This window comes from Brucella pituitosa, from assembly GCF_003049685.1.
Classification (GTDB): domain Bacteria; phylum Pseudomonadota; class Alphaproteobacteria; order Rhizobiales; family Rhizobiaceae; genus Brucella; species Brucella pituitosa.
In genome coordinates this window covers 1,354,533-1,380,114 of the sequence record NZ_PYSY02000002.1, presented here as the reverse complement: position 1 = coordinate 1,380,114, position 25,582 = coordinate 1,354,533, and the positions used below count along the sequence as shown (strand labels likewise).

The window sequence follows — 25,582 nt, the reverse complement described above, 5'->3', positions numbered from 1 at the left end:
CTGGAAAAGTCGTGCCTATTTTTGAGGCCGCGACCTAATTCGCTTGTATTCGAGGCAGATTGAGCAAAGATAGAACCGTTGCTCATACATTCTGCTCACACAAAACGAAGCAACCGGCAGTGCAATCCCGGCACGCCGAAAACACACACGAGGGGTCCATGGCCAAAATCATCAAAACATCGAACTTTACCCGCCGCGACATTCTTGCGATGTCTGCGGCTCTCGGTGCAACCGCCATCACAACGCGCGTTTTTGCGGCTGACGAGAAGCTCAAGGTTGCGGGCATTCACGCTTCGCCGGTCGAAAATGCGTGGAACTCGCGTCTTCATGAAGCGCTCAAGCAGGCGCACGACGAAGGCGTCATCGAATATGTCTTCTCGGAAGGCGTTTCGGCCAGCGATTACCCACGCGCCATGCGCGAATATGCCGAACAGGGCATCAAGCTGATCGTCGGCGAATCTTATGCCGTTGAACGCGAAGCGCGCCAGGTTGCAGGTGACTATCCGCAGACCACATTCATCATGGGCTCTTCCGGCAAAGAACAGGGCGACAATTTCGGCGTTTTCGGCACATGGAATTTTGAAGCAGCCTACCTTGCAGGTATGCTCGCCGGCGGCATGAGCAAGTCGGGCACTTTCGGTTCGGTCGGTGCTATTCCAATCCCTGAAGTCAACATGCTCATCAATGCGTTTCAGGAAGGCGTGAAAGAAACCCGCCCGGATGCGAAGTTCAATGCATCGTTCATCGGCACGTTCTTCGACCCACCGAAGGCACGCGAAGCTGGCCTCGCCCAGATCGATGCTGGCGCAGACATTCTGTTTGGCGAACGCATTGGTACAGCAGACGCTGCCAAGGAGCGCGGCATCAAGGCAATCGGCTCGCTGATCGACTATACACCGCGCTATCCAGACACTGTCTTCGCCAATGCGATGTGGTACTTCCGCCCGATCCTCAATGCAGCCATTGCTGATGTTAAGGCTGGATCGCCAACCGGCAAGGATTACACGCCATTCAGCCTCATGAAGGAAGGCGGTAACGACATCGTTTACGTCAAGGGCGCAGCGCCTGCAGAGGTTGAAGCTAAGATGGAAGCGCGCCGCGCCGAGATCAAGGCGGGCACTTTCAAGATCGAGCCAAATCCGGCTGAGCCTAAGTAATAAACATTCACGGCAGCAGAAGTGGCACTCGATATGAAGCAACAGGATGCAACCGCGCTCGCAAACGCGATCGCGAAGGGCGTTTTGACCGCACGAGAGGCTATGGATGCTGCCGTTGAAGCCGCAGAAAAATGGCGCCCTCTGGGCGCCATTGCATATCTCGACACGGAACTTGGGCGCAGCAATGCGACTGCCGTCGATACCAATCCGGACAAAGCACCTTTTGCTGGTGTGCCATCGCTGTTCAAAGATCTGGGCGGACCTTGCGCTGGCCTGCCAATCCGCCTTGGCTCACGCGCCTGTGCCGATGCGCCGCTCGAACTTGATTCAGAACTGGCCGCGCGACTGCGCAAAGCAGGTCTTAATTTCTTTGGAACGACAACCGTGCCGGAGTTCGGCATGGCGCTTGCCAGTGAACCTCTCGACGGCCCCGTCGCGCGACATCCCTTCGATGAGAGGCTGTCCCCTGCCGGTTCATCTGGCGGCGCTGCAGCAGCTGTTGCAGCAGGCATCGTTTCGATAGCACACGCCACAGATGCTGGTGGCTCGATCCGCGTTCCAGCGGCCACATGCGGACTTATTGGTTTGAAGCCAAGCCGTGGCGCCATGCCAGCCGGTCCGCATTTCGGCAATTATCTTGCAGGCATTGCAAGCGAATTTGCACTTTGCCGTTCAATCCGCGATGCAAAAACTTTGTTCCCACTTGTCGCTGGCAAGATCGAAAGCTTCCTTCCCGACGTAGCACTTGCATCAGACACAGTGCCCGAAAAATTGCGCATCGGCATTATTTCGGGCGATCTCGGTAAATATCCGGTGACGGCTGAACGCAAACGAGTGGTTGCTGACGCCGCGCACTTTCTGGAAGCACAGGGCCACACGATCCGCGCCATCGATACGGACGTGCTTTCACCACTCGTCGACGCCAGCGCTACAGCCTTTGATCGGATCATCTCAGCCAATCTCGCATCGGCAATTGATGCTTTTTCGATGGATGAAGCAAAACTCGAAAGACTGACACAAGCTGTCGCCTCGCGTGGGCGCAAGCTCGGCGCTATCGAGCTTTATGACGCCATGAATGGCGGCGTGATGACCGCCTATCAGCTCTGGCAGATTTTCCATGATGTCGATGTACTGATTACGCCGATGCTCGCAAGCGCTCCACAGCCAATCGGCTCTTACGCGATGGATCACGACGATGTGGACGCACATTGGCATAAGATGAATGAATTTGCGCCTTATGCGGCCCTGGCCAATATTTCCGGTTTCCCGGCGCTTTCCATGCCTTTTGGCGAGGACGCAAATGGTATGCCACTTGCAATTCAGTTGATTGGACGAATGGGAGCGGACAATCTTCTCTTGAACCTTGGCGAGCGTCTGGAGGAGGACCAGCGTTGGCAGCACAGATTTCCCGTTGCGGGGTTGAACACATGACAACGACAGTTCTTGAACTGCAAAACATAACTAAGCGCTTTGGCGCACTGACCGCTAATGACGATATTTCGTTAAAGCTTGAGCGCGGTGAAATCCTCGCTTTCTTAGGCGAGAATGGCGCTGGCAAAACCACGCTGATGAATATCCTCTTCGGCCATTATGTGCCCGACGAAGGCCGCGTTTTCGTCAAGGGCGAGGAAATCCCGCAGGGCAAGCCCCGCGCCGCAATTGACGCAGGCGTGGGCATGGTGCACCAGCATTTCACGCTCGCGCCCAATCTCACCGTGCTTGAAAACATCACCACCGGCACAGAAAGCCTCTGGAAGCTCAAATCAGCGCACAGTGCTGCCCGCAGCAAGATTGCGGAAATCGCCAAGCGCTTTGGCTTGCAGGTCGATCCCGATGCGCGGCTTGGTGATCTGTCTGTTGGCGAGCAGCAGCGCGTGGAAATTCTCAAAGCGCTCTATAACGACGCCGATATTCTGATCCTCGACGAGCCGACTGCCGTTCTGACGACACAGGAAGCCGAAAACCTCTTTGCGACACTGAAAGAGATGGCGCGTCAGGGCTTGTCGCTCATTTTCATTTCACACAAACTGCATGAGGTTATGTCTGCCGCCGACCGCGTTGTTGTCCTGCGCGGCGGCAAAGTTGTGGCGGAGCGCAAGGCTTCCGAAACCTCGAAGGAGGAACTCGCCGAACTGATGGTTGGCCGTCGTGTTTCGCGCCCTTCGCGTGCAGCAGCTACGCCCGGCGAAACCTTGCTGGAAGCAAAGAATGTGTCCGTGGTTGAGGATGGCGCGACCCGCCTTAGCGATCTCAACTTTCACCTCCGCGCTGGCGAAACGTTAGGTATCATCGGTGTTTCGGGCAATGGGCAGGCAGCGCTCGGGCGTCTCGTTTCCGGCCTCAGCCAGCCTGCCAAGGGATCGCTTGTGATGTTCGGACAGGCCATCACCAAATTCGATCCACGCCAGTTTGTTGCGGAAGGTGTCGGCCGCATTCCAGAGGATCGCAATGCCGAAGGGGCAATCGGCGATCTGACACTCTGGGAAAATGCTGTGCTTGAACGCGTGCGCGATCCGCAATTCTCCAATGGTCTTCTGGTCAACCGCACAGCTGCGCGTGAGTTCACCGACCGCATCATCAAGGATTTCGATGTGCGTGGCGGGACGCCCGACAGCCGCATTCGCCTGCTATCCGGCGGCAACATGCAGAAGCTTATTCTGGGTCGCAATCTTGAAACTGCCCCTCGTATCCTGATTGCGGCACAGCCGACACGCGGCCTCGACGAAGGTGCGGTTGCGGCCGTCCATGCCCGCATTCTGGAGGCGCGCGCCAAGGGGGCCGCCGTGCTGCTAATCTCGGAAGACCTGGATGAAATCATCGGCCTTGCCGACCGCGTGCAGGCCATCGTCAAGGGCAGGCTGTCACCACCAATTGATGCAAGCGAGGCCAACGCGCAAAGACTGGGCCTGATGATGGCTGGCGAGTGGCAGACTAATTCCACAAAGGGGCTGAACTGATGCGTATTGAACGACGCGAAACACGGCCCATGGCACTGGTAGCAACCGCTCCGGTGATCGCCGTTCTTGCTGCCTTTGTGCTTGCTGGCCTGTTGATTGCAAGCGCTGGCGCACCGGTCTTTGAATCCTTTCGCCAGATTGCGATTGGAGCCTTCGGCACGAAGCTTTCAATCACCGAAACACTGACACGTGCAACACCCTTGATGCTGACCGGACTTGCTGCGGCTGTCGCTTTTCGGTCCAAGCTGTGGAATATCGGCGCAGAAGGCCAGTTCTATATGGGGGCGCTGGCAGTTGTAGCACTTGGCACACAATTGGCGCTTCCTGCCCCGCTGCTCATTCCGCTTCTGCTGATCGTTGGCGCGATTGCTGGCATGATTTTCCTGCTCATTCCACTCGGTCTTCGCCTGCGCTTCGGTGTTGATGAAGTCGTGACCACGCTGCTTCTCAATTTCGTTGCCGTGCTGTTCGTCTCGATGATGATCGAAGGCCCGATGAAAGACCCGCTCGCTTTCGGTTGGCCCCAATCGGAACCTGTACCGGATGCCGCCGTTCTGCCGAAAATCATGTCCGGCATGCGCCTCCATATTGGCATCGTGATCGCCATCGCCCTCGCTCTGATCATTGCCTATGTGCAGAAGCGCACCGTGTTCGGCCTCGAAACCAAGGCCGCAGGCCTAAATCCGCAAGCCGCGCGCTTTGCAGGCGTTCCGCTTGGCAAGACGCTGGTGAAAGTCGCATGTATTTCCGGTGGCCTTGCAGGCCTTGCAGGCGCGATACAGGTCATGGGCGTTAAAGGTTACGTCACGACCGATCTCTCACCGGGCTTCGGCTATTCCGGCATTATCGTTGCCATGCTGGCCAATCTGAACCCAATCGGAGCAATCTTCTCCGCACTTTTTGCTGCCGCAATGTTTGTTGGGGCTGACGGCATGAGCCGCGCCATCGGCATTCCAAGCTTCATTGCCGATGTTACCGTGGCTCTGTCACTTCTGACCATGCTGGTTGCTCTGTTCTTCACACAATACAGGATCGCCCGATGAACGAGTTGATGGATATCCTGCTCTCCGCTGGCCTCTGGGTCTCGGTTCTTCGCATTGCCACGCCACTGATCTTCGGCACACTCGGCGCGCTTTATTGCGAACGTGCGGGCGTGCTCAATCTCGGCATCGAAGGCATTATGACCTTTGGTGCGATGATCGGCTGGCTGACGGTTTATAATGGTGCGGATCTCTGGGTGGGCGTGCTCGCAGCCGCTGCGTCAGGCGCGCTGTTCGGCCTGCTTCATGCAGCCCTCACCGTGCCGTTGGGCTTGTCGCAACATGTGGTGGGCTTGGGCATAACGCTGTTTGCGTCGAGCCTCAGCTATTTCCTGTTCCGTCTTCTGGTGCCGCTTTCATCGACGCCGCCCACCGTCACACCATTCCAGCCCATCAATCCGTCCTGGCTTGCGGATATTCCTTTTATCGGACAGGTCCTCGGAACACAGACAGCCCTCACATGGATCGCCATTCCACTGGCACTCCTGCTCGGTTACGTGCTTTTCCGCACGCCCCTCGGCCTTGCCATCCGCATGACTGGCGAAAACCCACATGCTGCCGAAGCGCAAGGCATCAACCCGATCCGCGTTCGTATCTTCACGATCATGTTCGGCAGCGCGCTTATGGCTGTCGGCGGTTCCTTTCTGACACTCTCCGCCTTCAACTCGTTCTTCCCCACCATGATGCAGGGACGCGGCTGGGTATGCATTGCACTCGTCGTATTTGCCTCGTGGAAGCCTGCCCGCGCGCTTCTGGGTGCATTGCTCTTCGCTCTCTTTGACGCGTTCCAGCTGCGCCTGCAGACGGTCTATGGCAAGGTCGTGCCTTACCAGCTCTTCCTGATGATCCCTTACATCATGTCGATTGTGGCGCTCATCGTCATGGCGCGCCGCGCACGTGTTCCGCAGGCGCTGATGCAGCCTTATCGTCGCGGCGAGCGATGAGCAAAAAAAGCGGCGGCATGTTTGCCGCCGCTTTTTTATTATAATCAGGCGCTATAGCGCTTCTGGCCATCCATCCAGGTTTCACTGACCTTGATCTTGCTGATCTTCGTCGGCTCAACCTTCGTCGGGTCTTCTTCGAGAATCGCGAAATCAGCGCATTTGCCTTCTTCGAGACTTCCGACAATATCATCCATCCTGCAATGATAGGCCGCATCAATGGTTACGGCGCGCAGCGCCTGCTCCACAGGGATACGCTCATCAGGAAAGAACACGTCGCCCCCGTCATTCATGACACGTGCGACAGCATCCTCGACATAGCGCAGCGGTTCAATCGGCGTCACATTCCAGTCAGAGTGAAATGAAATACGCAGGCCTTCAGCCAGCGCCGTTGCACATGGGTCGTAGAATTTCGCACGATCAGGTCCAAGAATTTCGTCACGAAAGGCCTTGCCCCACCAGCGCACATGTCCGATGAGAAAGGAGGGTTGCAGCCCGAGCTCTTTTGCCTTTTGCATCTGATCCTGATGGAAGACGCTGCAATGCTCAATGCGATGGCGATGATCATCACGCGGCATTTCCTTCAACACCGTTTCATAGGCTGCAATCGTTGCATCGATTGCCGCGTCACCATTGGCGTGAACACCGACCTGCCAGCCGCCCTGATGCGCACGACGGACCGCAGCGGTCAACTGTTCAGGCGTATAGTTCATCGCGCCACGATCATTTGTCCCGAGATAGTTTTCACGCTGATAGCCGGTGCGGGCCTGATTGGAACCGTCCGCCCAGGCCTTGATGCCATCATAGCGATAAAGATCGCTGCCACGTCCCGGTTTGATGTTCATTTTCTCCCACTGATCCATGGCGGTCGAGACCAGCATGCCGCGATATCGGATCGGCGGGTTCTGCGACATAACCTGATCCAGCAGTGCCAGATGTTCCGCCGGTGCCATCATTCCTACACCGCAGTCATGCAGCGATGTGCAGCCAACCGACGCAGCCTTATCGAGCATACGCCGGATACTGGTCGAGACGTCAGCCGCCGTAGGCAGGGGCATTTTCTCGATAAATGCATTGAACGCAGGCGGCTCTTCAAGACGACCGCTCAATTGACCGTTGGGTGTTTTGACGTAACGCGCCTCAGGAGGGTTCGGCGTCGTATCGGTGATGCCTATCAGCGCAAAGGCCTTGCTATTGGCATAAGCGATGTGGCCGTTGCTCTCCATCATGAAAAATGGATTGTTCGGTGCCAGCTCATCCAGCTCTGCCAAGGTCGGGATATGAGCCCCCTTGGTGATGCTAGGATCGAATTGCTTGGCGCGCACCCATTCGCCTTCACCGGCCTTGCTGACGCCATTGCGCAACATGTTCCAGACCTGCTCGAATGTCGGCGTGGTGATGGGACTGACGTCGATCCAGTCATCCATGACGACAAAGACCGAATGCATATGTGGATCGATCAGACCCGGCATCAGCGTTCTGCCATCCAGCTCTACAATACGCGTGGTTTTATCACGAAACTTGTCGACATGCTCTGCGGTGCCGACTGCAAGGATGCGGTTTCCACGTACCGCAATTGCCTCGACGTTCGGTGTTTCGGCCCCCGGTCTTTCAGCATTGAGCGTGAGAATGGTTCCGTGACGGAAGATCACATCGGCCGGAGCATTGGCACTCGACAAGTTGCCCTTGGCCATTGCGGGCTCCACCGCCGTTGCGGCAAAGGTCGCGGCGGCGGCACCGCCCATGTATTTAAGGAAGTCGCGTCGTGAAGTCGTGTGCTTAAATACAGTCATCAGTCCGGGATTGCAGGCTAAACACATGGGTCGTAATTCCTATAAATGGGGGAATATTTTGCCTTACCCATCAAAAAGAACAACAAAAATCATAAATAGGCAAATAAAATAAGAATTTCATATTTATATTATAATTATCTAAAACATTTATCACTTATACTAATTACAACATTACATAAAATTTGAAACAAAAACGGCGCCCGAAGGCGCCGTTCTTCTGTAAATCAAGCAGATCAAGCAACGCTCGACTTGCCGCTCTTTTCAAAGCGCTTGCGTTCATTTGGATCAAGATAGAGCTTGCGCAGGCGGATCGACTTTGGCGTCACTTCAACCAGTTCGTCGTCCTGAATCCACGACAGAGCGCGTTCCAGTGTCATACGGATCGGAGGCGTCAGCTTAACGGCTTCGTCCTTGCCCGAGGCGCGAACGTTGGTGAGCTTCTTGCCCTTCAATACGTTGACTTCAAGATCGTTATCGCGGCTGTGAATGCCGATCAGCATGCCCTGATAAACCTTGACGCCAGCGTCAATGATCATTGGACCACGATCTTCAAGGTTGAAGAGAGCGTAGGCAACTGCTTCACCCTGATCGTTGGAAATCAGAACGCCATTGTTACGGCCAGCGATTTCGCCCTTGTATGGCTGATAATCATGGAACAAACGGTTCATGATCGCCGTGCCGCGGGTATCGGTCAGAAGTTCCGACTGATAGCCGATAAGACCACGGGTCGGTGCGTAGAAGACCATGCGTACGCGATTGCCACCCGACGGACGCAGCTCGACCATTTCGGCCTTGCGCTCGGACATCTTCTGAACAACGGTGCCGGAATATTCTTCATCAACGTCGATGACGACTTCTTCGACCGGCTCGAGCATTTCGCCGTTTTCGCCTTCTTTCATGACGACGCGCGGACGCGAAACGCCAAGCTCGAAGCCTTCACGGCGCATGTTTTCGATCAGAACAGCAAGCTGCAATTCACCGCGGCCGGAAACGAAGAAGGAATCCTTCTCGCTTGATTCTTCGATCTTGAGCGCAACATTGCCCTCAGCTTCTTTCATCAGACGGTCGCGGATAACGCGGCTCGTTACCTTGTCGCCTTCGGTGCCAGCATATGGGCTGTCATTGACGATGAAGGACATGGTCACTGTTGGCGGATCGATTGGCTGTGCTTCAAGCGGCACACTTACCGTAGGATCGCAGAATGTGTCAGCAACCGTACCCTTGGAAAGACCAGCAATCGCAACGATGTCGCCTGCATGGGCTTCATCGATTGCCTGGCGCTCAATACCGCGGAACGCAAGGATCTTCGAAATACGACCAGTTTCCAGAAGCGAACCGTCCTGACCAAGAACCTTGACGGCCTGGTTCGACTTGATCGAGCCCGAATGAATACGACCAGTGATGATGCGGCCAAGGAATGGATCGGCTTCAAGGATCGTACCGATCATGCTGAACGGACCTTCAGCAACCTTAGGCTGCGGAACGTGCTTGAGAACCAGATCGAACAGCGGAGCCAGACCTTCGTCCTGCGGACCTTCCGGGTTCAGCGCCATCCAGCCGTTACGGCCCGAACCGTAAAGAACCGGGAAGTCGAGCTGTTCGTCGGTGGCATCGAGATTGGCGAAGAGGTCGAAGACTTCGTTGATGACTTCTTCATGACGGCCATCCGGACGGTCGATCTTGTTGATCGCGACGATTGGCTTCAGGCCAACCTTGAGCGCCTTGCCAACGACGAACTTCGTCTGTGGCATTGGGCCTTCAGCGGCGTCAACGAGAACGATAGCACCGTCCACCATCGAAAGAATACGCTCAACTTCACCGCCGAAGTCGGCGTGGCCTGGCGTATCGACGATGTTGATGCGGGTGTTCTTCCAGACAACCGAAGTTGCCTTGGCGAGAATGGTGATGCCGCGCTCGCGCTCGATATCGTTGGAGTCCATCATGCGTTCTGCAACGCGCTGATTGTCACGGAAAGAGCCGGACTGCTTCAGCAGTTCGTCGACCAGTGTGGTTTTGCCATGATCGACGTGTGCGATAATAGCGATATTACGCAATTCCATATGGAGATCACTTCTATATGAGTTGGGAGCCGCGCCAAGATGGATGCACGGAAAATCAATGGGGCGCTCTTACAGGTTTTTTTGCGTTTTAGAAAGGGGCAGCGCGAAACTGCCCCTCAATTAACCCGAAAAGGCCGGATTTATTTGCTTTTTTACACTGCCATTCTGACAGTTTTTTGTCGGCCAGGCCTATAAAAGCGTTCCAGACAAAATTACCAGCGCAACACTGAAGTAGATCACAAGGCCCGTCACGTCGACCAAAGTGGCAACAAAAGGTGCTGATGCACTGGCTGGATCAAACCCAAGTCGTTTGAGAATGAATGGCAGCATCGAACCCGTTACCGAGCCGAATGTCACAATACAGACCAGCGCCATGCCGACTGTTGCGGCCACCAGAATCCAGTGCTCGCCGTAATCGTAAATACCGAGCTTCTGCCACAGCGCGATACGCACCATACCGATCAAGCCCAGAAAGCTGCCCAGTGCCAGACCGGTCGGCACTTCGCGGATCGCGACCCGCCACCAGTCTTTAAGCCTGACTTCCTGAAGTGCAAGCGCGCGGATGATCAGTGACGTTGCCTGTGAGCCGGAATTGCCGCCCGAAGACATGATGAGCGGAATGAACAGCGTCAGCACGAGCGCTTTTTCCAATTCCAGTTCAAAATGCTGCATGGCACTTGCCGTCAGCATTTCACCCAGAAACAGGATGCCGAGCCAGCCCGCACGCTTCTTGAGCATCTCGCCAAAGCCGATACGCATATAAGGTTTGTCAAGCGCCTCCATACCACCGAAGCGATAAGCGTCTTCACTGGCTTCTTCTGTCATGGCATCCAGCACATCATCGACAGTTACAATGCCGATGATGTGGCGGCTGTCATCAACGACAGGAACGGCCAACAAGTCGTGCTTACGGAACAGACGCGCGACATCCTCGCGATCCGCATGTGGCGAGATCGTGATCGGATCATCATCACGAGCAAGAGACAGGATCGGCTCGTCCAGCTCACGAATGATCAGACGGCGCAAACTGACAACACCCAGCAAAACGCGGCTTTGTGGATCAACCACATAGATTGCGTAAACAGTCTCACGCGTGCGCTCGACCTTGCGGATATGGTCGAGCGTCTGCCCGACATTCCAATTGGAAGGCACAGTGATGAATTCGATGGTCATCAAGCTACCAGCCGTGTTCGGCGGATAGCCCATGAGCTTCTTCAGCGCGGCCTTGGTTTCAGGCGCAAGAATGGGAAACAGACGTGCACGATCGGCATCTTCCAGTTCCTGAAAGACGTCGGTTGCACGGTCGGCGGACATACCATCGAGCAACAGGCTGGCGGTATTTGGCGGAAGCGTTGCCAAAATTTCGGTCGCACGTTCCAGCTCCGGCTGATCAAGCAGGCGGATAGCGTCTTCGTGGGAGAGCTGAGCGATGACTGGGATTGCATCATCGGCATCCAGTTCATTGACGATTTCGACCGCATCGCCCGTACGAATATCGGCGAGGCGGCTGGCAATTGCTGCAGCAGGGAGGTCGGCAACATTGAGCACTTCAGAGACGAAGTTGTTGTCGGGCTTAAGGCCGGTCATGGGCTTGCCTTTCTGTCGATCCGCCGTCGAAGACAGACCGTGCAAGCTGACCTCAAGCGATCAGATCACGAACTGCCTTGACGGCTGAAACAATCGACTGTGACTGTCGCTTGGCATAAGAGAATAAGACTCCGGTTGAAATGCAGCCAAAGAAAATGCGGCTGCGTGGGTCATGTGCGCCCGGCGGCAATCAAAGTCAAGCCCCGGCGAACGATGATGAAAGCTTTTTCATATTTGGTTTTAACTTGTCTGCTGCAAACGCAACCACAGCAGAAAAGCAATCGCGGCAATGAAGCCAAGAGCCGGAATCAGCGTTGCAAAAGCAATGACCGGATCACCCATAAGAGCCGCGATTGCACCGCCGGCAAGCCCGCCTCCCATTTGAAAGAAACCCATCATTGCGGATGCAGCACCCGCCATTTTGGGAAACGGCGCCATGCCCGCTGACGTCATCACAGGCATCACCAGAGCAACGCCGAAAGCAAAGAGCGCCATCGGCAACATCACGAGCAAATAGAATGGCTCGAAAATGCGCAGCAGCGTTGCGATAAGAATACTGGCAATGACCATGGCGACATATCCGGCCGCGGCCAGCTGTCGGGGACGATAGGCCTGCATCAACCGCCGAAACAACAGACTGCCCGCAAAATAACAGCTCGTTTGCAGAAGCAGTCCCATGCCAAATTGTGTGGCCGTCATCCCCACGCGTCCCATCAGGATGAAGGGCAGAATGGTCGCCGCCGTGTATAACCCGCCAGTCGTACCGCCGACCCCAAGGCTAGCGTAAATGAATTGGCGGCTGGTCAGCAGTGTGCGGTAAGAGCGCAGCAGTTCATTCGGTCGAATCCGGCTAAGATCACGAGTGACCGTTTCCTTGATGATGAAGATCGCCATCAGGACGACCAGAATGCCCAGGCAGACCATTACGATGAAAATTGCCTGCCAGCCGAAGAGCTCCATGGTGAGACCACCCAATGTCGGCGCCACAGCCGGTCCCACTGCAATGACAATGCCTATGAGGTTCATCACACGGGCCGATGCCTCATGGGTGAAAAGATCACGCACGATTGCGCGTGAAATCGTAACCCCTACAGCCGCTCCCACGCCTTGCAGAAACCGTGCCACCAACAGCATATCGATGGTCGTTGCGAATAGAGCGAGGATGCTGGCAGCAAGGTAAATCACCATGAAGGCGATCGTGATGGGCCTTCGCCCGAAGCCGTCCGACAACGGCCCGCAGATAAGCTGCGAAAAGCAAAAGCCTGCGAGATAGACCGATATGGTGAGCTTCACCATCGCTTCTGTCGTGCCAAAGGCATGAACAATCTCGGTCATGGCTGGCGTATAGAGCGCCATCGACATGAGGCCCAGTGCGGCCAGAAGACCACCAATAACGCCGACCCGCAATTCGCTCATCACTGGCTTTGCATCCTGGGCGGTGTGATGATCAGGCGCCACATTCATGGATTGCTACAATCGCTCTCGGCCAGACAGCGGTGGAAACCCGCAACCCAAGGCCTAATCTTTGAGGAAAATTAAGTACCCACATTTTCATGAGAGCAAGCCGTCTTTCATCCCTATTCTCTGCATGGGGCACGGTCAAGCAAAGGCCCACCCGCAGAACGCTCATTCAGACCGAAAGCTTAGGAAACACCCTTGCCCCGCTGTCATTGAGCTCCTAAGTCTGGTGAATATCGAATTCATTTGAGCGAGAGTTTTATGATGTCCGACAAGCCCACCTATAATCACGCACTGACCGAATGGAATGGACCTCTGGGGTTGCCGGATTTCGCTGCGTTCAAGGATGATGATTTCGCACCCGCATTCGAGGCTGCACTTGCGGAAGATCTTGCCGAAGTGGAAGCCATTGCCAATGAAACCACTGAGCCAACTATTGAAAATACGCTCAAGGCTTTGCAGCTAACTGGCAAATCCCTCGACCGCGTATCTTCGGTTTTCTGGATGCGCGCTGGCGCGCACAGCAATGATGATATCCAGGCGCTGGAGCGCGAGATCGCTCCAAAAATGTCGCGGCACTACTCCCGCATCATGATGGACCCTAAATTGTTTGCGCGCATCGATGCGCTTTATGAAAATCGCGACCATCTTGATCTGGATATCGAAACCAAGCGCGTGCTGGAAAAAACCTGGAAAGGGTTTGTTCGTTCCGGTGCCAGGCTTGATGAAGCTGGCAAGAAGGAACTGGCGGGCATCAATGAAAAGCTTGCCGGGCTTGGTGCGCGCTTCGGCCAGAACGTGCTGAAGGATGAATCAAGTTGGGCGCTTTTCATCACGGATGAAGCTGATCTCGCAGGCCTTCCAGATTTCCTCAAAAACGCCATGCAAAGTGCGGCAGCAGAGCGCGGTCAGCCCGACGCATGGGCGGTTACGCTGTCACGTTCGATTGTCGAACCGTTCCTTTCCTTCTCGGAAAACCGCGAATTGCGCGAACAGGCCTTTAACGCATGGGGCAAGCGCGGCGAAAATGGCGGCGAGACCGACAATCGCGAGATTGTGCGCGAAATGGTGGAACTGCGTGAGCGCAAGGCACACTTGCTCGGTTACGCCAACTTTGCCGCCTACAAGCTCGACGACACCATGGCCAAAACGCCGAAAGCCGTTATGGATCTGCTCGAGCCTGTCTGGGACAAGGCCCGCGCCAAAGCGCATGAAGAAGAAACCGAACTTGAACGGCTGATTGTAGCCAATGGTGGAAACCACAAGGTTGCGCCGTGGGACTGGCGCTTTTATGCGGAAAAGCTTCGTGCTGAACGTTTCGCGTTCGATGAGGCGGAATTGAAGCCATATCTGCAGCTCGAAAAAATCATTGAAGCAAGCTTCGATGTGGCGACCCGTCTTTTCGGCATCCGTTTCGAGGAGAAGAAAGGCATCACCACATGGCATCCGGACGTAAGGGTGTTTCATGTCCTGAATGCCGATGGCAGCGAACGCGGTCTTTTCCTCGGCGACTATTTCGCCCGCACCTCCAAGCGCTCCGGTGCATGGATGAGCGCATTGCAATCAAGCCATAAGCTCGATGCCGGGCAAAAGCCGATCATCTACAATGTGATGAATTTTGCAAAACCCAAGGCCGGTGAACCAGCGCTGCTTTCGCTGGACGACGCGCGCACATTGTTCCATGAGTTCGGCCATGCGCTGCATGGGCTTCTGTCGGATGTGACCTGGCCAGCAGTTTCCGGCACCGCCGTTTCGCGCGACTTTGTCGAACTGCCATCGCAGCTCTATGAGCATTGGCTGACCGTGCCAGCCGTTTTGGAAAAGTATGCCGTGCATTATCGCACGGGCGAAGCGATGCCAAAGGCGCTGCTCGACAAGGTGCTCGCGGCCCGCTCGTTCAATGCAGGGTTCAACACGGTCGAATTCACCTCGTCAGCACTTGTCGATATGGCATTTCATACGGGCAAGGAAAAGATTGCGGACCCATTGGCTTTTGAGGCTGCAACGCTGAAAAAATTGTCGATGCCTGACGCGATCATCATGCGTCATCGCACACCACACTTCACCCATGTCTTCTCCGGTGACGGCTACTCAGCCGGCTACTATTCCTACATGTGGTCGGAAGTGCTGGATGCCGATGCATTCTCGGCATTTGAAGAAACCGGCGATGCCTTCAACCCGGAACTCGCGGCAAAGCTCAAACAATATATCTATTCTGCCGGAGGCAGCCGCGATCCGGAAGAGCTTTACAAAGCCTTCCGCGGCAAGATGCCGACGCCCGACGCGATGATTGAAAAACGTGGGTTAAATTAAGAGTATCTCAATGAAAAAGGCCGGGGAACCGGCCTTTTCAGTTCTTGTGGTTGAGAATATTCACAAGACGTCCATAGGGATCACGCACAAAGAAACGGCGCACGCCCCATTCTTCATCACTCGGTCCATATTCGACAGCAAAGCCAGCAGCAGTCATCCGCTCAAGCACTGCATCAACATCATCGACCTCGATGGAAAGATCGGGCACTGGCGTGCCCGATCCGCCTTCGGTGGCAAAGCTGATCTGCACCCGCGCGTCCGCATCAGCGGCATAGGTCACGATCCAGCCGTGGTCCATCACCACATCGAGTTCCAGCACGTCTCCATAGAAACGCTTCGCGGCCGACAGATTATCGGCGGCTATATTGGATACGATGCGGCGGACGGCCATCAATATTCGCCGAGTTTGATATCCGGCGTATAGTCGACGCCATCAACTTCCTTCACCACTGGCTGACCGCAATGCAGAACGCCGGTTGCCGCGTTGAACGCATAGGTTGGGGAGCCGTAAAGCTGCCAGCCCTTGTTCAGTGCTGCGGTAACGCGGTGGCAGAATGCGGAATCGTCCGGGCCAGTGATGAAACGGTAGAGCTTCATAGTCTTTCTTCCTTTGTTATGAGTATGAGTTGGATTTCGCGAGCAGGCGCTCAGCCATTTCGAGATGCAGACGTTCGACCATCTGGCCATCCAGCGACACGACGCCCTTGTCGGCATTTTCTGGTCTGGCGAAGGCCGAAATTACCGCACGGGCATGAGCCACATCTTCGTCTGAGGGCGAAAAGGCACGGTTGGCCGCCTCAATTTGCGAAGGATGAATGAGCGTCTTGCCATCGAACCCCATCAGAGCCGCCTGCATGCACTCGGCTTCATGCCCAACGCTGTCGCGAAAGTCGTTATAAACGCCGTCCAGCACATCGATACCACCAGCGCGCGCAGCGAGAATGATCTGCATAAGCCATGGGATCAGATAGGGCCGTCCAGCTTGCGGACGGACGCCCGTTGCTCGCGCTATATCGTTTGGCCCAACCACAAAGCAGCCAAGCCTTGCTGCGGAACGATGTCCGAGAACTGCAATTTCATCGGCATTGAGAATGCCACGGGGCGTCTCGATCATTGCCCATACACGCACATCGAGATCCGCATCGTTGCGATCAAGCCGGTTCGCCGTATCGATAACATCCTGCGGTCGTTCTACCTTGGGCAGAAGCACAGCATCAGCCCCGATTTTAGCCGCGGCAGTCACGTCAGCCTTACCCCATTCAGTATCGGCTGCATTGACCCGCACAACGCGCTCAAAACCAACTTTCGGATGCTCGGCAAAATGTGCGGACAGCGCATCACGCGCAGCAATTTTTGCTTCAGGCGCAACGGAATCTTCCAGATCGTAGATCACGCAATCTGCTGCAAGCGTCAGTGACTTTTCGAGCGCCCGACTATTGGATGCGGGTAGGAACAATACGGAACGGCGTGGGCGAGCAATTGTTTTCATGTGCAATTTGTGCACCGATCTGGATCAGCAGACAAGCACTCGCCACACAAAGTTTTTAAATGCCGCTTGCTTCATGTTCCAGCGTTCCTGTGAACTCACATGATGCGCCGTGGTAATAGGTGCATCCGCCGACCTCTTCGATCTCAAGCTTGTAGTCACCAACGAAATTCATCTTGATTTCGCAATAGCGAGGGTTCCGGTCGGACTCCGCTTCTTGCGGATCAAAACCTTCACTCTGGATTTTGAATGTCGCCTTTTTGTCTTTGATGGTGACATCCCCGGAGACACCGCCACCGCAACCTGGCTGATTATCGACCATCGGGACGCTTGTAGACAGAGATACGGCATATTGATCGCCACTTTTGTGCGTCACATCAGCCTTAAGTTCCATGCCTTTATTGCTTGTAAAAAGTCCTTCATGCGGATTGAAGCCAGGCTTGTTTTCCGCAGAAGCTGGCAAACTCATCACTGCAACTGTCAATCCCAAGAGAAAAATTCGAAGCATATTCCACCCATCGCTGCTTATCGTAAGACATAAAAACGTAGATAAGACTTTGATTATTTAAGCGATCCGGTCAAGCACATATAATATTTCCGTGCTGTCAGCATAATTGATCTGTCGGAAGCGAACGTTGCTAGAATTGAAGTGTTGCAGCGCTTCCCATTCATAAGACTTGAAATCTGCCTTAGGCCTGCTTATTTTCCAGCCTTCGGTTGGAATGCACCCGCCGCTCGCAGCCTTATGGCCATGGTAAAGCATTCTGAATTCACGTTCCTGTTCCGGTGACGGCAGAAACGGCAATGCGAGCACCCGTTTACGAAAATGCTGCTCACATTCAGGAGCGAAACCATGACCACAGCCATGCTTGCTGGGCACAATACAACTGATTTCAAACATCAGGCTCGCCGTTTGCGGCAGGCCTTGGGTGAAGAAGGCATCAACATAAGCCACGGAAAGGCGCTTGACCTCGTTGCACGCCAGTCCGGTACGCGCGACTGGAACACGCTTGCCGCCCATGGCGTGAAAGCCGAATCCACACGCGTTGAAGATAATGCTGCGCCTTATCGTGTCAGCCAGCGCGTTTCAGGCATGTTCCATACAACCGCTTTCGAGGCACGCATCATCGGTGTCGAGGAAACGATCAAGCCTGATCTCTGGCGGATTACACTGCAGTTCGATCCAGCGATCAATGTCGCAGTCTCGCCAAACCTCTCGATGCTGCGCAGGCGCTTTACGGTTGTTGTCGGGGCAGATGGAAAGTCCCGCAGGCTGACCGGCAGTGAAGCCGGCGGGATTACACTTAGCGTGCAATAATTTCGCCTAAACGAACTTCGGCGCATGATTCTAAATGATTCTGGTGAATTTCAGACATATTCATGCGCCGATCACCGCCACACACTTCCGGTCCGCGTTAAAACGGGCCGGAGGCATTGATATCGCGTCTAAGGTTGCGACCTATTGGGCACTTGCGGCCTGAAACATTGACTCTCTGCGATGCTGATGTAAATCAGACAGCAAATTTAAAATACCCAACCGACAGGTCAGGAACATGGACAAGTTCACCAAGCTCACGGGCGTCGCAGCCCCCCTGCCGATCGTCAATATCGATACGGACATGATTATCCCTAAGGATTATCTGAAGACGATCAAGCGTACGGGTCTGAGCAAGGGGCTTTTTGCCGAAATGCGCTTTAACGAAGACGGAACCGAAAACCCGGATTTCGTACTCAACAAGCCTGGTTATCGCAATGCGCAGATACTGGTTGCTGGCGATAATTTTGGCTGCGGCTCCTCGCGTGAACATGCGCCTTGGGCGCTGCTTGATTTCGGCATCCGTTGCGTGATCTCGACCTCTTTCGCCGATATCTTCTACAACAACTGCTTCAAGAACGGCATCTTACCGATCAAAGTCAGTCAGGAAGATCTCGACAAGCTGATGGACGACGCTTCGCGCGGCGCCAATGCAACGCTGACCATCGATCTTGAAGCCAAGGAAATTCATGGCCCCGATGGCGGCACAATCTCCTTTGACCTTGACGATTTTAAGCGTCATTGCCTGCTCAATGGTCTCGATGACATCGGCCTGACTATGGAAAAGGTAACGAACATCGATACCTTCGAGGCAAAGAACGCACAACAGCGTCCCTGGGCATAATGGCTTTTAGTATTACAAGCTCATTGCCAGAAAGTCCGGCGGCCTTAATCATTGAATAGGACCCGGTTGGCTGAAATGGCCCGAGAAGATCAAAGCGGCGACTGGGCGGGACGTCTCTCGCCCTCGCTTGATGAAGTCGAATCCATTGCGATTGAAGCGTTAGCGCATCTCCCGCAGGAATTTCGCGCGCTTTGCGGCGACATCATCATTCAGATCGCAGATTTCCCCGAAGAGCAGATCGTCGAAGATATGGGCCTCGAAACGCCTTTCGATCTACTTGGCCTGTTTGAGGGTGTGGGTATTGGTGAGCGTTTCAGCCTTCAAACCGGCGACGCCCCCAACCGCATCACGCTTTTTCGTCGTGCAATTCTCGACTACTGGTCAGAGAATGAAGAAACACTTGGCGACATCATCACCCATGTTCTCATCCATGAAATCGGCCACCATTTTGGCCTTTCTGATGATGATATGGAAGCTCTGGAAGCGCATGCTGATTAGAGCAACACATTGGCGTTGTGTTGCACAGATTTGTCATTTCTGATCAAAACAGTGACAATTTCGGTATTTTTCCAGTAGATTTCGATACAATCGCATACAGATATTGAATGCGGAGAATGCTATGAATTCCCTCAGTGCAATCTGAGTGATGATCATGAGCCTTTCTCCGGCCGCCTACCAGCTTCTCCTCGTCTACACGACCTATGTGATTGCAGCCGGCAGCCCCGGCCCGAGCAATATGCGCATTATGGGCGTCGCCATGCATCAGGGTCGAAAGGCGGGGCTTGTATTCGCTGCCGGTGTTGTTACTGGCTCGATCTTCTGGGGCTTGATGGCCGCAACCGGTGTCTCGGCCATCCTGACACGCTTTGCAGAAGCACTGATTATCCTTAAAATCTTCGGTGGTCTTTATCTGCTGTATCTGGCCTTCAAGGCTGGACGCGCCGCCATGACGTCAGATGCGAAAATCGCTGCCCGAGCGCCAAATGGCGATGCATTTCTCTCAGGCGGCGAACTTTACCGGCGTGGATTGCTGATGCATCTCTCCAATCCCAAATCCATTCTGTCCTGGATTGCTTTGGTGACACTGGGCCTCGGCACCAACTCATCATGGTCTCACTCAGCCGCGTTTCTGGGTGGCTGTATAGTGCTTAGCGTCACTATTTTCTGCGGCTATGCGATTGTGTTTTCAACGGCGCCCATGGTGCGTTTATATCGCGGCGCCCGTCGCTGGATCGAAGGTGTACTGGCTGCAGTCTTTGGTCTTGCCGGTATCCGTCTGCTTCTGTCACGCTGAAACTGTTTGAGAAACGAGTACCGCAATGAAGATTTTCAAAGGCCTCTCCGCTTTCCCGCTCACGCCAATCGACGCAACCGGCAATCTCATGGAGGAGGCGCTGTGCCGTTTCCTTGAGCGCATTCACGAGGCGGGCGCGGATTCAATCGGCCTTCTGGGAAGCACCGGCGGCTATGCCTTTCTCACGCGTGAACAGCGTCGGCATACAGTGAAAACAGCCGTTAAATGCATTGGCGGGAAAACGCCGATCATCGTTGGCGTGGGTGCATTGCGCACCGATGAGGCGAGTGCGCTTGCGCGCGATGCTGCGGATGCCGGTGCTGATGCGCTGCTGCTTGCCCCCGTCTCCTATACGCCGCTAACGCAGGAGGAAGGCTTTCAGCACTTCAAAGCGGTTGCAGAAGCGACTGACTTGCCGCTGTGTATCTATAATAATCCCGGCACCACCCGGTTCATTTTCAGTGATGAACTGATTGCGCGACTAGGGGGCCTCAGAAACATCAAAGCAATCAAAATGCCTCTGCCAGCCGATGACGGCTATGTGGCAGAAATCACAAAACTGCGTGCTGCAACACCAGATGACTTCGCCATCGGTTATAGCGGTGATTGGGGCGCAAAGGATGCACTGCTCGCAGGAGCTGACGCTTTCTACAGTGTCGCTGCTGGCCTTCTGCCGGCTCAGTCAGTAGCACTGGTCCGCGCCGCACAAAGCGGCAATCAGGCTGAATCCGAACGCATCAATGCAGCATTTGAACCTCTCTGGGACTTGTTCAAGACCTTCGGCAGCTTCCGCGTCATGTATGTGATTGCTGACCTTCTGGGCCTTGCAAAGATCGAGCCGCCACGACCCATTCTGCCATTGGCCGCGGAGACCCATGGACAAGTGGAAAATGCACTCGCCAAAATCAAAGCGCTCTCTCTTCGATCAGAAATTTGATAGCCATGAGAGCTGCACAACGACTGAGTATGACGTCTCGTTCATCTGCCAGATCAGCAGCAAAACGTTCGCTAACCCGGCGATAAGACGTTTCGACTGATGAGTTCAAGAGATATCGTTGCTCCATTCTCGCACAGGTAGAACGGAGCTCATCCATGTTGGGCAAAATTCCCATCGAAGTCACTTCCTGCTGAAAATATGCAGGATACCATAAAACCAAAAAGGCGCCCGAAAAGGGCGCCTTTTATATTCTTCAGATTAAGCTACGCTCAGACGGACATCGATATTGCCGCGGGTTGCGTGCGAATAAGGGCAGACAATGTGTGCTGCATTGACCAGCTCTTCGGCCTTGGCCTTGTCCACGCCCGGTAGAGCAACTTCAAGAGCAACATCAAGACCGAAGCCTGTGCCGTCGTCGCGCGGACCGATGCCAACCGTCGCGGTCACAGTGCTGTCAGCTGAAATCGAAACCTTCTCCTTGGAAGCCACGAATTTCAAAGCACCGAGAAAGCAGGCTGCATAGCCGGAGGCGAAAAGCTGTTCGGGATTGGTGCCCTCACCGCCCGAGCCGCCCAATTCCTTTGGCGTATCAAGAACGACGCTAAGACGTCCGTCAGCGGTCTTGGCACTGCCGGTACGTCCGCCCGTTGCGGTGGACTGTGTTGTATAGAGAATGGACATACGACTTCTCCTGTTTGTGAACTTATCTTCGCGAACAAAGTTGCAAATAATTAAATTGTTCGCAATCTAATTTTGCAAAATCGTTTTTCACGATTATGTGACGCGCAATTCAATTGTGCATAGCTTATAGTCGCGGTAAGGAAGGTGGATCATGAACAGCGACCACAAAGACTCCCACTTGCACTTATCAGATATGGTCTGCTTCGCGATCTATTCAACCGCGAATGCGCTGACGCGTGCCTATCAGCCCATCCTGAGCAAGCTCGACCTGACCTATCCGCAATTTCTGGTCATGCTGGTCCTCTGGGAAAAAGACGATCAGACGGTATCGGAGATCGGTGGGAAGCTGAACCTTGATTCCGGCACACTGACCCCTCTCCTCAAGCGCCTTGAAACGGCTGGCCGCATCAAGCGCCGCCGCGATCCACAGGATGAACGTCAGGTGCGCATCACACTGACTGATGAGGGACAGGCCTTGCGCGAAGCTGCGGAAAGTATCCCGGAGCAGATTTTCTGCGCGCTGGGTCAGCCATTGGACGATTTGAAGGACTTACGTACGCGATTGCTCGATATTCGCAGCAATCTTACGGACAGTGTTCCGCGCTAGAGCATTTCCTGTTTTTCTTGCATCATTGGAAATGCTCTATCTCTTTGTTTTTCGCATTATCCGACGCAACTCCGTTTTAACTGGCACCGCTCTAACAAAAAAAGCGCCGGGAAACCGGCGCTTTTGGTTTTTAAAACTGCAGTATCAATTAAGCAGCAAGCGCCTTTGGCGTGATCAGGCCACGAGCGACCAGCAGTTCTGCGATCTGGATCGTGTTGAGCGCTGCACCCTTGCGCAGATTGTCGGAAACAACCCACAGTGCCAGACCGTTTTCAACGGTGATATCTTCACGGATACGGCTGATATAGGTGGCGTCTTCGCCTGCCGATTCATAAGGCGTGATGTAACCGCCATCTTCGTGCTTATCGACAACCTGACAGCCCGGTGCATCACGCAGAATTTCACGGGCTTCTTCTGCTGAAATCGGGTTTTCAAACTCGATATTGACGGCTTCGGAATGACCGATGAAGACAGGAACGCGTACAGCTGTCGCGGTGAGCTTGATCTTCGGATCGAGCATCTTCTTGGTTTCGGCCACCATCTTCCATTCTTCCTTGGTGTAGCCGTCTTCCATGAAGACATCGATATGCGGAATCACATTGAATGCAATGCGCTTGGTGAACTTCTGTGCTGTCACAGGATCAGCAACGAACACAGCGCGCGATTGCTGGAACAGCTCATCCATGCCTTCCTTGCCAGCGCCCGAAACCGACTGGTAGGTCGAGACTACAACGCGCTTGATCTTGGCTGCATCATGCAACGGCTTCAGAGCTACAACGAGCTGAGCCGTCGAGCAGTTCGGATTGGCAATGATGTTCTTCTTGCGGAAGCCTTCAATCGCGTCAGGGTTCACTTCCGGAACGATGAGCGGCACATTGGAGTCATAACGCCATGCGGAGGAATTATCGATAACGACGCAACCCTGCGCACCGATCTTCGGCGACCATTCCTTGGAAATATTTCCACCAGCGGACATGAGGCAAATGTCGGTGTCGGAGAAGTCGTACTGGTCAAGCGCCTTCACCTTCAGCGTCTTGTCGCCATAGGACACTTCCGTACCCTGGCTGCGACGCGAAGCGAGAGCCACGACTTCATCAGCCGGAAAACCGCGTTCTTCGAGGATATTGAGCATTTCGCGACCGACATTTCCGGTGGCGCCGACGACTGCAATCTTAAAACCCATTTACCTTCTCCTGTCCTCTCCGCTTCCATAAAAACCCGCGACCAGCGGGCCTTTTCCCTGGGCCGGACCCGGGGAGAGAGGGCGAGCAGGCCAAGGGGTCAGACCGTTTTGGTGGTCGTTTTAATGCAAGTGGCCGTGGTAGTTTTGGAAACGGACGCCATGAGGGCACCGATGGCGATGAGGCCATTCAGTCCACACAGGCTATGTGATGCGCGAGAAGCGTTCACGGGATTGTCTCCTTTTCCGATTGCGCTTTTAAGCCCTTTGAAAAAAGAGTCAATGATTTCTCGAAGAGAAGCGCAACAAAACTGCTCAAAAATACAGGAACAATACCGCTTATTACGTTGCGATATTGAAATGCAAAGGCCCGCGCGGCGAATGCTGCGCGGGCCTTCAAATGGCATGCTGCTTAATCAGTAAAGCAGACGCGTCCGCACAGTACCCGGAATTTCGCGCATCGCCTGAAGAACGTCTTCGGCATGTTCTTCCATCGCGTCACCCTCAATCACCACATAGCCAACTTCACCATCGGTCTGCAGAAACTGGCTGACGATGTTGATATTATGCGAGGAGAAAATATTCACGAGACTGTTGAGAATGCCCGGGCGGTTTTCATGCACATGCATGAAACGCGTGCCATTCGGACGCGCAGGCAGCTGCACCTGCGGGAAGTTAACCGCACCGAGCGTCGAACCAACATCGGAATATTCCACCAGCTTACGGGTGACTTCCAAACCAATGCGTTCCTGCGCTTCTTCAGTCGAGCCGCCAATATGCGGAGTGAGAATGACATTCTCCAGCCCCTGCAACGGCGAAATAAACGGATCCTTGTTCGAGGCAGGCTCAACCGGAAACACGTCAATTGCCGCACCGGCGAGATGGCCTTCTTTCAGAACCTTGGCCAGCGCTTCCAGATCGACCACAGAACCGCGCGCATTGTTGATGAAGAAGGCACCCTTCTTCATCTTGCGCAGCTTGGCTTCGGTGATCATCTTGGCCGTCGACTTGTTCGATGGTACATGCAAGCTGATCACGTCCGAAATTTCGAGCAGTTCGTCGAGCGTTTCAGTCGGAATAACATTACCGTATTGCAGCTTGTCGGTCATGTCGAAATAGCGGACCGTCATGCCGAGGCTTTCAGCCAGATTGCCGACCTGCGAACCGATATTGCCATAGCCGACGATACCCAGCGTTTTGCCACGCACTTCGCGACTGCCTGTCGCGCTCTTGTCCCAGCCGCCCGTATGGGCCGCATTGGAGCGCGGGAAAATGCGGCGCATCAGCATGATGATTTCACCAATCACCAGCTCAGCCACAGAGCGTGTGTTGGAGAACGGTGCATTGAAAACGGGAATGCCGCGTTTGCGAGCAGCCTTCAGATCCACCTGATTTGTGCCAACCGAGTAGCAACCGACAGCAATCAGGCGCTGCGCTGCTTCAAACACTTCGTCAGTGAGCTGCGTGCGTGAACGAATACCCACGATATGAGCGGATGAAATCGCCTCAATCAGCTCAGCCTTGTCCAACGCTTTCGGCAAATGAACGACGTTCGTGTAGCCAGACGATTTGAAATAATCGACGGCGGACTGGTTGATGCCTTCGAGAAGAAGAACGTTGATACGCTCACGCGCGAATGAAAGACGTGCAGTCATGGTTGGGGCTTTCAGGCTCTGGCTCAATGTTCGCTCAGCGACATAAATCAATCTGCCAATGTCGTCACTGCGATATTTGGGGGTATGCGGATGAATTGAACTCTGGGAATTTGTCGGCATTTATCGCGAGAGCGACTTAGCACTCAAAGCCCAAGGAAAAAAGCCAATTCGACGAAAACTGGCCGATTTGCGTCGTATTTGGATATTCATTCCAATTTCATCATCACTGCGCAGCCAGTCGCACCTAAAATAAAGGCATTCCAGTGCCAAACAGACA

At 54.4% G+C, this 25,582-nt stretch carries 23 protein-coding genes; 12 read left to right on the top strand and 11 right to left on the bottom strand.

Features of this window, described 5'->3' with window-relative positions; translation table 11 throughout:
* Positions 1-167 precede the first annotated feature (167 nt).
* The 5 genes from C9380_RS18780 to C9380_RS18760 are packed head-to-tail and all read left to right on the top strand — an operon-like array spanning position 168 to position 6,098.
* Positions 168-1,157: a BMP family protein gene (locus C9380_RS18780; protein ID WP_374844447.1), complete on the top strand. Its 990-nt coding sequence runs from the start codon at positions 168-170 to the stop codon at positions 1,155-1,157.
* 33 nt (positions 1,158-1,190) lie between these two features.
* Complete coding sequence (locus C9380_RS18775) at positions 1,191-2,588, top strand: amidase (protein ID WP_128094471.1); 1,398 nt, start codon at positions 1,191-1,193, stop codon at positions 2,586-2,588.
* The gene (locus C9380_RS18770) at positions 2,585-4,114 is read left to right on the top strand and encodes an ABC transporter ATP-binding protein (protein ID WP_128094264.1); all 1,530 of its coding nucleotides are present in this window, start codon (positions 2,585-2,587) and stop codon (positions 4,112-4,114) included. Before C9380_RS18775 ends, C9380_RS18770 begins: the two co-directional genes overlap by 4 nt.
* Positions 4,114-5,157, top strand: a complete 1,044-nt coding sequence (locus C9380_RS18765) for an ABC transporter permease (RefSeq protein WP_100557674.1) — start codon at positions 4,114-4,116, stop codon at positions 5,155-5,157. The genes C9380_RS18770 and C9380_RS18765 overlap by 1 nt, the downstream gene beginning before the upstream one ends.
* Positions 5,154-6,098, top strand: a complete 945-nt coding sequence (locus tag C9380_RS18760; RefSeq protein ID WP_100557673.1) for an ABC transporter permease — start codon at positions 5,154-5,156, stop codon at positions 6,096-6,098. Before C9380_RS18765 ends, C9380_RS18760 begins: the two co-directional genes overlap by 4 nt.
* Before the next feature lie 44 nt (positions 6,099-6,142).
* Here the strand turns inward: C9380_RS18760 and C9380_RS18755 are convergent, their stop codons facing one another.
* From C9380_RS18755 to C9380_RS18740, 4 genes are all read right to left on the bottom strand, one after another.
* Complete coding sequence (locus C9380_RS18755; protein ID WP_164844681.1) at positions 6,143-7,915, bottom strand: amidohydrolase; 1,773 nt, start codon at positions 7,913-7,915, stop codon at positions 6,143-6,145.
* Positions 7,916-8,121: 206 nt separating this feature from the next.
* Positions 8,122-9,948 carry a translational GTPase TypA gene (typA, locus tag C9380_RS18750; protein WP_128094262.1) on the bottom strand — a complete coding sequence of 609 codons (1,827 nt, stop codon included), beginning with the start codon at positions 9,946-9,948 and terminating at the stop codon, positions 8,122-8,124.
* A gap of 189 nt (positions 9,949-10,137) precedes the next feature.
* Positions 10,138-11,535 (bottom strand): magnesium transporter, encoded by a 1,398-nt coding sequence (gene mgtE, locus C9380_RS18745; RefSeq protein ID WP_128094261.1) that lies wholly within the window; start codon positions 11,533-11,535, stop codon positions 10,138-10,140.
* A gap of 240 nt (positions 11,536-11,775) precedes the next feature.
* Positions 11,776-12,951, bottom strand: a complete 1,176-nt coding sequence (locus C9380_RS18740; protein ID WP_235822396.1) for a multidrug effflux MFS transporter — start codon at positions 12,949-12,951, stop codon at positions 11,776-11,778.
* Positions 12,952-13,257: 306 nt separating this feature from the next.
* On the opposite strand from C9380_RS18740, the gene C9380_RS18735 reads away from it, so the two are divergent.
* Positions 13,258-15,306 (top strand): M3 family metallopeptidase, encoded by a 2,049-nt coding sequence (locus tag C9380_RS18735; RefSeq protein WP_128094470.1) that lies wholly within the window; start codon positions 13,258-13,260, stop codon positions 15,304-15,306.
* Between the two features lie 37 nt (positions 15,307-15,343).
* On the opposite strand, the gene C9380_RS18730 is transcribed toward C9380_RS18735, so the two are convergent.
* From C9380_RS18730 to C9380_RS18715, 4 genes are read right to left on the bottom strand one after another with little or no spacing between them, the layout of a single operon-like run.
* The gene (locus tag C9380_RS18730) at positions 15,344-15,697 is read right to left on the bottom strand and encodes a VOC family protein (RefSeq protein WP_100557670.1); all 354 of its coding nucleotides are present in this window, start codon (positions 15,695-15,697) and stop codon (positions 15,344-15,346) included.
* A complete protein-coding gene (locus C9380_RS18725; RefSeq protein WP_007877777.1) occupies positions 15,697-15,903 on the bottom strand; it encodes a DUF1737 domain-containing protein in 207 nt (68 codons plus the stop codon). Before C9380_RS18725 ends, C9380_RS18730 begins: the two co-directional genes overlap by 1 nt.
* Positions 15,904-15,919: 16 nt before the next feature.
* Positions 15,920-16,795: an HpcH/HpaI aldolase/citrate lyase family protein gene (locus C9380_RS18720; protein WP_128094260.1), complete on the bottom strand. Its 876-nt coding sequence runs from the start codon at positions 16,793-16,795 to the stop codon at positions 15,920-15,922.
* Between the two features lie 55 nt (positions 16,796-16,850).
* Positions 16,851-17,261, bottom strand: a complete 411-nt coding sequence (locus C9380_RS18715; RefSeq protein WP_051514765.1) for a hypothetical protein — start codon at positions 17,259-17,261, stop codon at positions 16,851-16,853.
* A 384-nt stretch (positions 17,262-17,645) separates the two neighbouring features.
* Between C9380_RS18715 and C9380_RS18710 the strand changes: the two genes are divergently transcribed.
* From C9380_RS18710 to C9380_RS18690, 5 genes are all read left to right on the top strand, one after another.
* Complete coding sequence (locus C9380_RS18710; RefSeq protein WP_128094259.1) at positions 17,646-18,110, top strand: glyoxalase superfamily protein; 465 nt, start codon at positions 17,646-17,648, stop codon at positions 18,108-18,110.
* Between the two features lie 235 nt (positions 18,111-18,345).
* The gene (gene leuD, locus C9380_RS18705; RefSeq protein ID WP_100557667.1) at positions 18,346-18,951 is read left to right on the top strand and encodes a 3-isopropylmalate dehydratase small subunit; all 606 of its coding nucleotides are present in this window, start codon (positions 18,346-18,348) and stop codon (positions 18,949-18,951) included.
* 75 nt (positions 18,952-19,026) lie between these two features.
* Entirely contained in the window at positions 19,027-19,449 is a 423-nt protein-coding gene (locus C9380_RS18700) for a metallopeptidase family protein (RefSeq protein WP_100557666.1), read from the top strand.
* A gap of 154 nt (positions 19,450-19,603) precedes the next feature.
* On the top strand, positions 19,604-20,245 hold the full coding sequence (locus C9380_RS18695; RefSeq protein WP_105708085.1) for a LysE family translocator: 642 nt from the start codon (positions 19,604-19,606) through the stop codon (positions 20,243-20,245).
* Between the two features lie 25 nt (positions 20,246-20,270).
* Complete coding sequence (locus tag C9380_RS18690) at positions 20,271-21,182, top strand: dihydrodipicolinate synthase family protein (RefSeq protein ID WP_105534895.1); 912 nt, start codon at positions 20,271-20,273, stop codon at positions 21,180-21,182.
* A 258-nt stretch (positions 21,183-21,440) separates the two neighbouring features.
* Here the strand turns inward: C9380_RS18690 and C9380_RS18680 are convergent, their stop codons facing one another.
* Positions 21,441-21,863 carry an organic hydroperoxide resistance protein gene (locus C9380_RS18680; protein WP_024897622.1) on the bottom strand — a complete coding sequence of 141 codons (423 nt, stop codon included), beginning with the start codon at positions 21,861-21,863 and terminating at the stop codon, positions 21,441-21,443.
* Between the two features lie 151 nt (positions 21,864-22,014).
* Between C9380_RS18680 and ohrR the strand changes: the two genes are divergently transcribed.
* Positions 22,015-22,470, top strand: a complete 456-nt coding sequence (gene ohrR, locus C9380_RS18675; RefSeq protein ID WP_128094258.1) for a transcriptional regulator OhrR — start codon at positions 22,015-22,017, stop codon at positions 22,468-22,470.
* A gap of 148 nt (positions 22,471-22,618) precedes the next feature.
* On the opposite strand, the gene C9380_RS18670 is transcribed toward ohrR, so the two are convergent.
* Positions 22,619-23,653, bottom strand: a complete 1,035-nt coding sequence (locus C9380_RS18670; RefSeq protein WP_024897620.1) for an aspartate-semialdehyde dehydrogenase — start codon at positions 23,651-23,653, stop codon at positions 22,619-22,621.
* A 413-nt stretch (positions 23,654-24,066) separates the two neighbouring features.
* A complete protein-coding gene (gene serA, locus C9380_RS18665) occupies positions 24,067-25,305 on the bottom strand; it encodes a phosphoglycerate dehydrogenase (RefSeq protein WP_100557661.1) in 1,239 nt (412 codons plus the stop codon).
* Positions 25,306-25,582: the final 277 nt, after the last annotated feature.